The organism is Halobacillus seohaensis (assembly GCF_042663045.1).
Taxonomy (GTDB): domain Bacteria; phylum Bacillota; class Bacilli; order Bacillales; family Halobacillaceae; genus Halobacillus_A; species Halobacillus_A seohaensis.
In genome coordinates, this window is sequence record NZ_JBHSZV010000010.1 from 1 (window position 1) to 12306 (window position 12306).

Annotated in this window: 13 protein-coding genes; 8 read left to right on the forward strand and 5 right to left on the reverse strand. The window is 37.6% G+C overall.

Features of this window, described 5'->3' with window-relative positions:
* The first annotated feature begins 140 nt into the window (after positions 1-140).
* The gene (locus ACFQIC_RS03210; protein ID WP_204708771.1) at positions 141-509 is read left to right on the forward strand and encodes a DUF779 domain-containing protein; all 369 of its coding nucleotides are present in this window, start codon (positions 141-143) and stop codon (positions 507-509) included.
* A 37-nt stretch (positions 510-546) separates the two neighbouring features.
* Here the strand turns inward: ACFQIC_RS03210 and ACFQIC_RS03215 are convergent, their stop codons facing one another.
* On the reverse strand, positions 547-1329 hold the full coding sequence (locus ACFQIC_RS03215) for a DUF4037 domain-containing protein (protein ID WP_204708770.1): 783 nt from the start codon (positions 1327-1329) through the stop codon (positions 547-549).
* Positions 1330-1580: 251 nt separating this feature from the next.
* On the opposite strand from ACFQIC_RS03215, the gene ACFQIC_RS03220 reads away from it, so the two are divergent.
* A complete protein-coding gene (locus ACFQIC_RS03220; protein ID WP_204708769.1) occupies positions 1581-2582 on the forward strand; it encodes an NADP-dependent oxidoreductase in 1002 nt (333 codons plus the stop codon).
* Positions 2583-3047: 465 nt separating this feature from the next.
* Here ACFQIC_RS03220 and ACFQIC_RS03225 read toward each other — a convergent pair whose 3' ends face one another.
* The 4 genes from ACFQIC_RS03225 to ACFQIC_RS03240 all read right to left on the reverse strand — a co-directional run bounded on the left by ACFQIC_RS03225 (position 3048) and on the right by ACFQIC_RS03240 (position 6665).
* A complete protein-coding gene (locus ACFQIC_RS03225) occupies positions 3048-3878 on the reverse strand; it encodes an STAS domain-containing protein (protein ID WP_204708768.1) in 831 nt (276 codons plus the stop codon).
* Positions 3879-3955: 77 nt separating this feature from the next.
* A complete protein-coding gene (locus tag ACFQIC_RS03230) occupies positions 3956-4321 on the reverse strand; it encodes a thiol-disulfide oxidoreductase DCC family protein (RefSeq protein WP_204708767.1) in 366 nt (121 codons plus the stop codon).
* 14 nt (positions 4322-4335) lie between these two features.
* Positions 4336-6063, reverse strand: a complete 1728-nt coding sequence (pabB, locus tag ACFQIC_RS03235; protein ID WP_204708766.1) for an aminodeoxychorismate synthase component I — start codon at positions 6061-6063, stop codon at positions 4336-4338.
* Positions 6060-6665, reverse strand: a complete 606-nt coding sequence (locus ACFQIC_RS03240) for an anthranilate synthase component II (RefSeq protein ID WP_204708765.1) — start codon at positions 6663-6665, stop codon at positions 6060-6062. The genes pabB and ACFQIC_RS03240 overlap by 4 nt, the downstream gene beginning before the upstream one ends.
* A gap of 234 nt (positions 6666-6899) precedes the next feature.
* On the opposite strand from ACFQIC_RS03240, the gene ACFQIC_RS03245 reads away from it, so the two are divergent.
* The 6 genes from ACFQIC_RS03245 to ACFQIC_RS03270 all read left to right on the forward strand — a co-directional run bounded on the left by ACFQIC_RS03245 (position 6900) and on the right by ACFQIC_RS03270 (position 12157).
* Positions 6900-8636 (forward strand): carbon starvation CstA family protein, encoded by a 1737-nt coding sequence (locus ACFQIC_RS03245; protein WP_204708764.1) that lies wholly within the window; start codon positions 6900-6902, stop codon positions 8634-8636.
* 117 nt (positions 8637-8753) lie between these two features.
* On the forward strand, positions 8754-9131 hold the full coding sequence (locus ACFQIC_RS03250; protein WP_204708763.1) for a hypothetical protein: 378 nt from the start codon (positions 8754-8756) through the stop codon (positions 9129-9131).
* 11 nt (positions 9132-9142) lie between these two features.
* The gene (locus ACFQIC_RS03255; RefSeq protein ID WP_204708762.1) at positions 9143-9409 is read left to right on the forward strand and encodes a cory-CC-star protein; all 267 of its coding nucleotides are present in this window, start codon (positions 9143-9145) and stop codon (positions 9407-9409) included.
* A gap of 16 nt (positions 9410-9425) precedes the next feature.
* Positions 9426-10382, forward strand: a complete 957-nt coding sequence (locus ACFQIC_RS03260; protein ID WP_204708761.1) for an ArsA family ATPase — start codon at positions 9426-9428, stop codon at positions 10380-10382.
* Complete coding sequence (locus ACFQIC_RS03265; RefSeq protein WP_204708760.1) at positions 10379-11371, forward strand: zinc-binding dehydrogenase; 993 nt, start codon at positions 10379-10381, stop codon at positions 11369-11371. Before ACFQIC_RS03260 ends, ACFQIC_RS03265 begins: the two co-directional genes overlap by 4 nt.
* Positions 11372-11536: 165 nt before the next feature.
* On the forward strand, positions 11537-12157 hold the full coding sequence (locus tag ACFQIC_RS03270; protein WP_204708759.1) for a response regulator: 621 nt from the start codon (positions 11537-11539) through the stop codon (positions 12155-12157).
* Positions 12158-12306: the final 149 nt, after the last annotated feature.

The following is a 12306-nucleotide window of genomic DNA, read 5'->3' on the forward strand; positions in this document are numbered from 1 at the left end:
TGTACTGTCTTCACGTAGGTAGATTGCTTATGACTCGAGTGTCTGGGTGCCGTAGCTGGACTGTCGAAATGCGATTGGTAAACAAGACTGGTTAAGTCTGTGTGAGGATAAGCGCAACTATACGAGAGGAGGAAACGGTTATGGTTGATCGAGTGACCGCTACCGACGAGGCCCTCAAATTAATCGCCTCATTGAAGGAAAAGCATGGCCCTTTAATGTTTCATCAATCAGGCGGTTGCTGCGATGGTAGTTCCCCAATGTGTTATCAAGATGGTGACTTGCTAATAGGTAGTCAGGATATTCTTCTTGGAGAAATTGGCGAAACTCCATTTTACATGAATAAAATGCAATATGAATATTGGAAGCATACCCAACTCATTATTGATGTCGTTGAAGGTCGGGGAGGCATGTTCTCTCTTGAAGGAGTTGAAGGCAAGCGATTCTTATCACGGTCCCGCGCCTTCTCTGATGAAGAATATAAGCAATTAAAAGCATCAAAATCAGTTTAATATAAAAAATAAATCCCCGATCATGGGGATTTATTTTTTATTCATTGATTTCTTTTTCAGTAATAAGGTTTTGAACATCCAAAATTATAGATTCTAACTCTGCCAATCCTTTAGTTGGACTTGATAGAAAAACACTCTCAAGCCGTTCCTGCAAATTATCAGGTTTAATATTCATCAATTCGACACATTGCCTTTGCCACTTATAGGCTGGGTGATGAACATATATACAATTGAGGCCGAATAATAATCCCATCACTCTTGTTTGAGCGGAAGCCATGACAGAATAGAGCATGAGCCAGTCTTCCCGTTCAAGCAAAGCACGGCGATTAGTCCATCGCGTTCCAAAATTCGAATGAGCGTCTATCATGCTATGACTAAGTGACTCTGGGTATACAAGGACTTTAGCTTTTAGACCCTCCAACAGTTCTTCTCCATATAAAGGAATTCCAAAGTGAATAGAGGCTATAATACTTTGATCTTCAGTATCCACTTGAAATTCTTTTGTTACTTTTTTGATTTTTTGAATTACCGTTTCAGTTAAAAAGCTACTAATCTCTAACTTAACTTGATTTACTTCATAAGTTTCCGACCATTCTTCTTCTTCATACTCATGAAATTCCAACACTTTACCTTCTAATTTCTTAATTACGAATAATCGGTCTTCATCTGTTGGTTCTTCCCTCCACAAGATATTTAACTCAATATCTGAGTGAACATCAGCCCAACCTCTTGAAAGGGATCCAGCAATGTAAATTGCCTCTACTTTTTGATTATCTTCATAGACTTTCGCTATTTTAGCAGCTAGTTCTTTTAGCGTCATTTGCTCTCTCCAAACTTTTCATAGAATGTAAATACTGAAGATTAAATGATAGTACAAGCTATTATATTTACACCCTATCAAATAATCAACGACAAGGCTATGTTTATTTTCTTACTTTTTTAGAACCATTCCCTCTCTCCTTAAAAAGGGTACCAACCATATAACGACATGCCATTAACAAGCCAAATAGTTTATATCCTAACATGATCAAGATACAATGGTGTTATAAAAAAATGAAGGAGTGAAGGTATATGAATCGTGAAATTCAACTAATTAAAAGACCAGAATCAACTCCCAACCATGATCACCTCAAAATTCTAAATACAGATACCCCGCAACCTGAAGAAGAAGAGGTTTTACTAAAAACGTTATATGTTTCTGTTGACCCTTATATGAGAGGACGTATGAATGATGTGAAGTCGTATGTAGAACCCTTCAAACTACATGAACCTATTTCTGGCGGAGTAGTAGCACAGGTTAGTGATTCTAAGTCATCTGATTTTGAAAAGGGGGATATCGTAACAGGGAACCTTCAATGGAAAGAATATGTTGTATCTAAAGCTAACTCGTTAAGAAAAGTAGATCCTACACTTGGTCCTGTAACCACTTCTCTCGGTGTTCTAGGGATGCCTGGCTTAACTGCATACTTCGGACTCACTGACATTGGCCAACCTAAACAAGGAGAGACACTTGTCGTTTCTGGAGCTGCGGGTGCAGTTGGATCAGCGGTTGTGCAAATAGGTAAAATATATGGATGTAGAGTAGTTGGCATCGCTGGAACAGAGGAAAAGACACGTTACTTAAGCGAAGAGTTGGATGTAGATGTCACGATTAATTATAAACAGCAAAATGTAAAGAACGCTCTTGAAGAAGCATGTCCTCAAGGTGTAGATATCTATTTTGATAATGTGGGTGGAGATATCGCTGACACAGTTTATCCTTTACTGAATAAGTTTGCCCGGATTGTTCAATGTGGTGCGATCTCCTCCTACAATATTCCTAACGACCAAGGACCAAGACTCCAAATGCACTTAATCAAATCTAGTGCCCTTATTAAAGGATTTACAATTGGCGATTATCAGGATCGATTTAAAGAAGGATTCGATCACCTTTCCACTTGGCTAAAAGAAGGAAAATTAACCTATAAAGAAACTTTTCAAGAAGGTTTTGAAAACATTCCTGATGCCTTTTTCGGCTTATTTACAGGAGAAAACCTTGGAAAACAACTAGTAAAAGTAGCAAATCCCGAATAGAAAAGAGAAATCGACATAAACAATGCTCGGAGCAAAATGCTCCGAGCATTGTTTTTTATATGAGGAAATATCGTATTAGGAGATGTATTGTTACTCATGGTTCTGGTGTACGATTTCCTTTACGATTTTGATCTAAAAGTTTAGATGGAGTTCAGTTACCTCAATCATTTGTACAATTTTCAATCATAGGTGGTCCCCGTTCATCTCAATATGGTAAGAGGGTAAAGAGGAACGGTGAGACTCTTTCTTCTAGTTTAATGCACCTTGAATAACGAAAGTGATAAGAATTGTATCATCTCTCTACACCAAGTGCTCTTTCTAATGATGCTTCACCTTGTTTACTTCTATAAACCTTGTTAAATCAACAAAAAGAAGCATTCCAAATTATATACGAATTGGACTATTAAAACCTTTTTTATTTAATGTTTGATATTCTTAAACCGAACCCGTTCGCACTTACGTTATTTATGTTAGTGTTATCTCACTCAACGCTTGTTTAATATTCGCTCGGGTTTTTACTCTTGTAAAGTCCAGACCCATTCCTACAATTGATTGAGCAATCTCCGGTCTAATCCCTGTTAATATTGTTTCTACCCCTACAAGTTCTAAAGAATGAGTGACTTGAAAAAGGTAGTTTGCTACAGTTGTATCAATTTCAGGAACACCAGAAATATCAATTAATAAATAATGGAGGTGATGCTTCGAACTTTGTTCTAACGAGGTTTCCATAATCAGCTGAGCTCGTTCAGGATCAATTTCTCCAACAACCGGAAGCACAGCTACCCCATCTGCAATTGGGACAACCGGAACAGATAGTTCTGTTAGTTTCTCTTGAGCTTGTTGATACACTTGATTATTATGTTTGATATAGATTTGACTAAATTGGAAGATTACTTGATCAAGTAGTGGATTAATATATTTATTGACATCTAAAACAGTAATAGCTGCAAACTGATTTTCTTTTATTTCTTTATCAAAAGTCTTCCATATTAATGTGCGATAGTATCCCATTATAGCAATGGTTTCATTTAAAGGTATGTTGCTCTTTACTGCTTTTTCACCAATATCATTAGCCCATTGTTCCACCTTACCTTTCACTTCAGCATAATCATTAATCAAGGATTCACCTAAATATTGAAACAAACGCGAGCGCCATTCTTGTATTTCTGTTTTTGAAAGGGCTGATTGTACGATATCTACCAGGTAGTCACTTTTTTCAAACCCTTCTAATTGTTCCGCTAAATGTGTACGATGCTCAATAATCTTATTTCCTATAAAAGTAAGCTCTTCTTTCATAAATACAAAGTCCCTTCACTATTTTACTTATATAATAAGTTTTTATATTAATTTTGTAAAATCATTTAATGAATATACTAATACCGTGGTTTGTCATATTGACCAAACCACTTATAGCGGCGTTTAGAAAACCATATATACAAAGGGGAACCAACTTTAAGTACGCCTGGTAAATAGAGAGCGAACCCTATCAATGACAAAGGTGGCAGAACAATTAGAAGGAATCGAATAGAGCGAAAGCCTTTTTTTAACTCTCCTTGCTTCGTTAAAAGATGAATTTCTTCAAGTGTGTTTTCCCCTTTTAAATATGGATAGTTTCCACTAGCCTCTACCTCTTGGACCGAGACCCATTTCACTTGATCAAACCAATCAAAACGTCGAAGGAACTTTTTCACATGGTAGCAAAAAGGACATTGTGCATCGTAAAACACAATATGCTTCATTTCTTCTCTCCTCCTTATGTTAAATAGACACGAACCCATCCGCGAACACCATTAATCATCCAAATTTCTTCAAATGAATCGAGATTTTTTTTATACAGAGTTTTCTCTTTGATTTTTCCGTTATTTAATAATTTTTCTCTGTAAGTACCTCTTAATAGTCCAGATTCAACGGGCGGTGTGAAATAGTGACCTTGATATTTAACGACGAGATTTGCAATTGTAAATTCTGTAAGTTCTTCTCGTGAATTCCATAATAACACCGCATATACATTTCTACGATTATGAGTTTCATACATAGAGCGATAAGTTGTTTTGTGAAATAAAAACGGATTATTTTCATCGATTGACTCTTTTGCCACACTGCAAAAAACACTTTCCGGCGACTTATCAATCTCTTGAGTCTCTGCATTCAAAGTACCATTTTCATGAAGCAACAACCTTACTTTGTATAGACCCCTAGGGTAGGAGTGTTTCAGTGTCTCAATCTGATCCTCTACTTTCTCTTTATTGTATTGATATTGAAAGTATTCGGTAGAGTTTTCTAGACGGATTAAGTGATAAGAGAGAAGCGGAAAATTCCCATCCTCTAACTTCATAGATTCCAGCAACTGAAAATCAGGTCTTTTCTCCATTAATAATTGCGCTTTCGTAAGAACTTCTTCATATTCCCCGACAGGAGTTGAATCCCATGTTACCCCTCCTCCAGTTCCATATACCGCTTGATCCTGATCTAATAATACAGTCCGAATAGGTACATTAAAAACAGCATCCGCGGTAGGTGTCATATAACCAATTGCGCCACAATAAAAGTCTCTTGCAGAAGATTCAAGTTCAGCTATATAACTCATGGTTCTTACTTTGGGAGCGCCCGTGATGGATCCACACGGAAAAAGTGCCTGGAAAATTTCATGCAGGGTTGTCTTCTCTTCGATAATTGCTTCAATTGTCGAAGTCATTTGATGCACAGTTGGATAAGTTTCAACGTCAAAGAGGTTAGGTACCTTCACCGTTCCCGATACAGCAAGTTTGCCTATATCATTTCGCAGTAAATCTACTATCATTAAATTCTCAGCTTTTTCTTTTTCAGCTTTTCTTAGGGTTTCTTTTTGAACTTTATCTTCTTCTAAGGTTCGTCCTCGACGAGCTGTCCCTTTCATTGGCTTTGTCTTTAGTCTTGTACCGTTTTTACGAAAAAAAAGTTCAGGAGAGGCTGATAAGATTTCTCGGTTACTTCCTAAATTTAAATAAGCACTATACCCAGACTTCTGATTATTTGTCAGCTGCTTATAAAATGAGAAAGTATTCCCTTTAAATTTGGATGTTAGGCGGGTAGTATAATTAACTTGGTACGTATCACCTTTTTGAATCGCATCCTTAATTTGATTTAAGCCATTCTTATATTCCTGAAAACTCCCATCCATTCTCCATTCTGAAGATTCATATGGTAAAATTTCATGATCCAACCTCTGAGAAAGAGGTTTTTCAAACACTCCAAACCAAACAAGAGGCCAAGTAGAGCTTTTATTCACTTTATATGAAGAATCAAATGCCGGGGCTGCTTCATATGATACACACCCTGCTACATAGCATCCTTCAGCTAAAGCCTGTTCTACTAATGAAAACGCATCGTTCACTTCATTTACATGATGGGCTGTAATTATATTGATAGGATCGGAAAACTGTAAGGGATGAAGCTTTCCCTCTTCATCTTCAAATTCAAAATATAATTGTACATCATTCATGTTCTCACCCTTCCCCTTTTTTTCTCCATAAAACACAAAGCCCTTCGGTAAGCATTTTCCGTCATTTGAAAACCACATTCTGTTAAGATTGACTCTGGGTGAAATTGGATACCTTCTACAGGATAAGAATGGTGGCGAACACCCATAACTACAGAATCCTCAGACATTGCACTGATTTCTAGACAAATCGGTATGTCTTCAAAGGGAGTTTGAAAAGAGTGATAACGAGTGACTTGCACAGGGTTAGGTACTCCACGAAAAATACAACGACCATCATGGGTGATCATCGTTACTTTCCCATGCATCGGTTGCTTTCCTTCTTGTACGCTTCCACCAAAATATTCAACAATTAGTTGATGACCTAAGCAAACACCTAGAATAGGAATGGAAGTATAAAAATGTTGGAGAACTTTTTTACATATCCCTGACTCTTCCGGTTTTCCTGGTCCAGGTGACAAAACAATAAGGTCAGGGCTTTTTACCATTATTTCAGCTAACGTTACTTCATCATTCCGAAAAACTACCACTTCTTCATCCATCTGTTTAAAATACTGAACTAAATTATAAGTAAATGAATCATAGTTATCGATTATTACGATCATATTGAAACACCTTCACTTCTAAAAATCTATTCTCTATTATATCGATACTTTCTAACTATTTCACGGTATACCTCTCTACTGGTCCTCACTTTATAAACAAACTTTTATTTAAAATATTAAACTTTTTGAAAAAACAGTTAATTTTGTTGAAAAATTACAAATCTACGTAGTATAATAAAAAATGTGTAAGCGTATACAAAAACTGCTTACCTTACAAAAGGAGGAGGGGTTCAAATGAGTGCAATCTGGCTTGCTGTAGCTGGAGGTATTGTCTTTATACTTGGCTATAAGTACTACTCAAAATTCATTGCAGAAAAGATTTATCGTTTAGACCCAAATTATACGACACCCGCTCATCGTTATAAAGATGGCGTAGATTTTGTTCCTACGAACAAATTCGTATTATGGGGACACCACTTCACTTCTGTTGCTGGAGCTGCCCCTATCGTGGGACCTGCTATAGCAGTATATTGGGGTTGGCTGCCAGCTTTATTATGGGTACTGCTTGGAACTGTATTTGCAGCGGGAGTTCACGATTTTGGAACACTCGTTTTATCTGTTAGGAATAAGGGACAATCAGTTGGTACATTAGCTGATAAGTTGATTGGACAAAAAGCCAAAATATTGTTCTTATTCATTATCCTACTACTTGTATTAATGGTTAACGCTGTTTTCGCTTGGGTTATTGCGAATTTATTTATCTCTTTTCCAGCAAGTGTTGTATCCGTTTTTATACAAATTCCATTAGCTATATGGATTGGCTACAGAGTCTACAAACGGCGCGGAAATATGTTGCTTCCGTCTGTTATCGCTCTTGCAGTTATGTACTTATCAGCTATCGTAGCAAGTTATGTACCTGCGTTACAAATTGATCTTGTCCGTTATTTTGGCGGTGAAGGGTCTGCAGGGTTATTTGGACTTGATGCTACAGCGACAGCTTTCTTTGTATGGATTATTGTTCTAATGGTCTATGTTTACATTGCATCTACTTTACCTGTTTGGAAACTACTACAGCCGCGTGACTATATTAACTCTCACCAACTCATTGTTGGACTAGGATTGCTTTATTTAGGAATGCTAGTCACAAATCCTGAAATTACGGCTCCAGTAAGTAATGCGCAAGCCGATACTTCATGGTTCCCGCTTCTGTTTATTACCATTGCTTGTGGTGCTATTTCTGGATTCCACGGACTTGTAGCTTCTGGAACATCTTCTAAGCAATTGGATAAGGAAACCGATGCTAGATTTGTTGGGTACTTAGGAGCTGTTGGTGAAGGTGCTTTAGCACTTGTAGCCATTATTGCCGTTATTACTTTCTTCCCAACTTCCGCTGAATTTAGTGCGACTTATAGTGGGTTTACAGCTGCTAGCGGAGCAGGATTAGGTGTATTCATTCAGGGTGCTGGAGCTTTGGCCTCAGGCTTAGGGATTCCAGTGTCTGTAGCATCAACGATTGTATCTGTTATCGTTGTCAGCTTTGCTGCTACGACTCTTGATTCGTCTGTTCGTCTGATGCGTTACATTATTGCAGAACTAGGTACAGAATATAACATTGCACCACTCACTAAAACACATGTAGCTACTACAGTTGCTGTTGTTTCTAGTGCGGCCCTTACTCTCATACCTCAAGGACCTAATGGTTTTGGATCTGGTGGATATCTGTTATGGCCGTTATTTGGTACTTCCAACCAATTACTAGCCGGAATAAGTTTACTCCTCATTTCAATTTGGCTAAAACGACTTGGCAGAAATTATTGGCCTGCCTTGATTCCTATGGTATTTCTAATGTTTATGACTCTTTACGCAATGATTATACAAGTCTTAACTCAATGGGCCCCTTGGGGCGATCAGAGTGATTGGTTGCTCTTTACTTTTGGAGCTATCGTCCTTGTATTTACAATTTGGATATTGGTTACAGCGGCTTCTTCTCTTATGGGCAAAGATAAAGATAATATAGAGAAAAGTGCTTAGTCATCAAATTAAGAATGACCTATTTATTAGCTTAATGTACTTTCGATTTTCATAAGCACAGAGAGAGTCGCGCAAATTGTGCGACTTTCTCTTTTTATACGAAAGGGGCAATAACAAATGGTTGAAATTATGATCATACGTGCTGAGAAAGAAATTGGCATGGGTTGCTGTGGTGGGATTTGCGAAGAGGGCATCGTGAATATGAGCAATGAATTTAAACATCATGATGATGATCGAGAACAGATGGGACAGCTTTATCAGAGATTAGATGAGAAATATGGAGAGCAAATTCATATTACCTTTTTAGACCCAAGAAATTTATTCGCTTTGGCGGGGTATTTTATAAAGCAAGTGAAGAATCATCACATTTCTCCTTTAGAAGCCCTGAAAAATTTTTCTAGTCACATTAGATACAATGCCCTTTTCATTAACGGCCAATACTCAGAAAAATCACAAAACTATGATACACTTATTAACGATATGTTGCAGGCGTAAGGTGGGATAAAATGACCGAAAAAAAATACTCATTAAAACGACTATTTCAATTATACGATGAGATATTAAGCCTCCCTCATAAAAACGAGGTTGCGCGAGAATTAAGGGATGAAGATGATCTCTTTCTACTCCTCGTTTATTCAGATATGCTCGGTATTCCTAACCCAGCATTTTACTATACGTTAGAATTGTACCCATATATCATTGAGAAGTTTCATGATTGGCATCTTCGGATGGGTATGGAAAAGTCACCATTAGACGGAATTAGATGTTGCTAAGAAGGGAGTAACTATCATGAGTGATTTACAACAAAACAAAATTCTATTTGTAGGCGGCAAAGGTGGTGTGGGAAAATCAACGACCTCTGCTGCCATTGCCGTAGCCTTTGCTAGAGCTGGTCATAAGACACTCATTGTATCGACGGATCCAGCTCATAACCTAGGAGATATCTTTCATAAAAAAGTAAAACATGAGAAAACGAAGTTGGAAGATCAGTTATGGGGAATCGAAGTAGATCCTAACCGTGAGTCAAAGCGCTATATCCAAGGCGTAAAAGACAATCTTCAAGGTTTAGTTAAATCTAGAATGGTGGAAGAGGTTCACCGTCAAATTGACATGGCAAGCGCTTCTCCCGGAGCAGATGAAGCAGCACTATTTGATCGCTTAATCTCCATCATTTTAGATGAGTCAGATCATTTTGATAAAATTGTATTTGATACCGCTCCTACTGGTCACACCATCCGCTTATTAACACTTCCAGAGCTCATGAGTGTCTGGATCGATGGAATGCTTGAAAAAAGAAAAAAAGTCAACGACAATTATACACAACTTCTCAATGATGGGGAGCCGGTCGATGATCCAATCTATGAAATTTTACAAAAAAGAAAAGAGAAATTTTCGGAGGTCAGAGAGATCATTTTGGATAGCAAACAAACTGGATTTATCTTTGTTTTAATCCCGGAACGTTTACCGATTCTAGAGACCCAACAAGCCATTAAGCAATTAGACCAACATCACCTTCATATAAAAACGTTAATTGTTAACAAAGTACTTCCTGATTATGCAGATGGAGTTTTTTTAGAAAGACGACGGAAGCAAGAACAAAATTATCTAAATGAAATTGATCGGACATTTTCAAAGCAACGCAAAATCCGCGTTCCACTCTTTGAAGAAGATGTTTATGATATGGAGCAACTCTCTACTTTCGCCGATCACTTAAAACACGTACTCAAGGAGGAATCACATAAATGAAAGCTATAACACACGCAGAAACAGAAGGGCTAAGCGGATTATCCTATCAAGATATGGACCAGCCAACAGCAAAACCTAACGAGGTAAGAGTGAAACTAAAAACAGCCGGCATGAATCGCAGAGATGTTTCAGTCACATCTAGACATAAGTCAGATCAGCCTCCTTTCATACTAGGATCGGACGGCGCTGGTATCATCGACGAAGTTGGCAGCCAAGTTCAACACATAAGTAAAGGAGAAGAAGTTATTATTAATCCAGGATTAGGATGGAAGAATAATAGTGACGCTCCCCCTGCTGGGTTTGGAATTCTTGGCTTCCCCGGCAACGGAACGTTTGCTGAATACATTACGATTCCGGCAGATAATGTGGAACGGAAGCCTGACCATTTAAATTGGGAAGAAGCGGGTGTTCTCTCACTAGCTGCACTAACGGCCTATCGCGTTTTATTTACTCGTGGAAACATTAAACAAGGTGACACAGTCATGCTCCCAGGGATTGGCAGTGGTGTGTTAACCTTTGCGCTAAAATTTGCCAAAGCAGCTGGTGCTAGAGTAATTGTGACATCTCGTAGCGAAGAAAAACTCACAAAGGCTAAAGAACTTGGTGCTGATGTTGGTATTTTAACGAGTTCTGATTGGAATGAAGAGTTAAAGGATGAACAAGTAGACGTTTTAGTTGAAAGCATAGGAAAGGCTACTTTCGAAAAATCTTTAAATATCATTCGTAAAGGCGGCACAATTGTTACATTTGGTGCTACTACAGAAGATAAATTCACCATTGATATAAGACATTTCTTCTACGGCCAGTTCAATTTACTAGGTTCGACAATGGGTAGTGCAGAAGAATTTAAAGAACTGCTTCATTTCTTAGAGAAACACGAGATTAAACCCGAAGTGGATCGTATGTTTAGTCTTTCAAATTTCCAAGAAGCCTTTGAATACGTGCAAGACTCAAAGAATTTCGGTAAGATAGGCTTCACTATCGATTAATATAAATATCGCCCTATGGTTTACAGACCTTAGGGCCTTTTCTGTACGAGAAAAACTTCTTTACTTTCTTGACTCAAACCATTGCCAATAAATGATTAAAATTATAATATTAATAGTATTAACACGGCGAACCGGTAAAGAGTAAAGAAAAGGAGAGTATTATCGATGAAAATCCTAATTGTGGACGATGATGAATCCTTGCGAGAAATGATGAAAGATTTATGCACTAAGGATGGATTAGTAGCAGATACAGCTGTAGATGGTCGGGACGGTTTATACTTATTCAACAAAAACCATTATGATATATTAATCGTCGATTACCATATGCCTATTATGGATGGGTTAGAGTTTGTAAAGCACGTACGCTACGAAAATCAACAAGTTCCCATTCTTATAATAACCGAAGATGATCGACAAAAGACGGCAGATCAATTTATTCAAGAAGGTGCTACCGATTTTTCATTAAAACCAATAAAAGCCCTCGACATCATTTCTCGTATCCACCTACATATCCAAATAGTGAATATGAAAAGCAGATTAAAATTAGAAGAAGACGTCTATACAGCTAAAGGAATTAGCAAAGGCACCCTTGATTCTATTGCTTCTTACTTAAAAGAACACCACACTCTTAAGTCAGTAGATGAAATTTCTTCTAGTGTAGGGCTCGCTTACCCAACTGTGTATCGCTACCTGATGCATCTTTTAGAAGAAGGTAAAGTAAAGCAAGTGATTCGCCATCAAAAAATTGGTCGTCCTAAAAAACTATATGAATGGTATACTCACTAAAATTTAAAAGACTTCATTCGTTTAGCTGTAGGCGAGGCATTTTCATTTTGAACAGGGGAAGATTATATCGATCCTCCCCCCTTAAAACCACTTGAAAACGGTTTTCTTTCCCATTAACAATTGTTGTGAAATGATGTTATTATATAGCT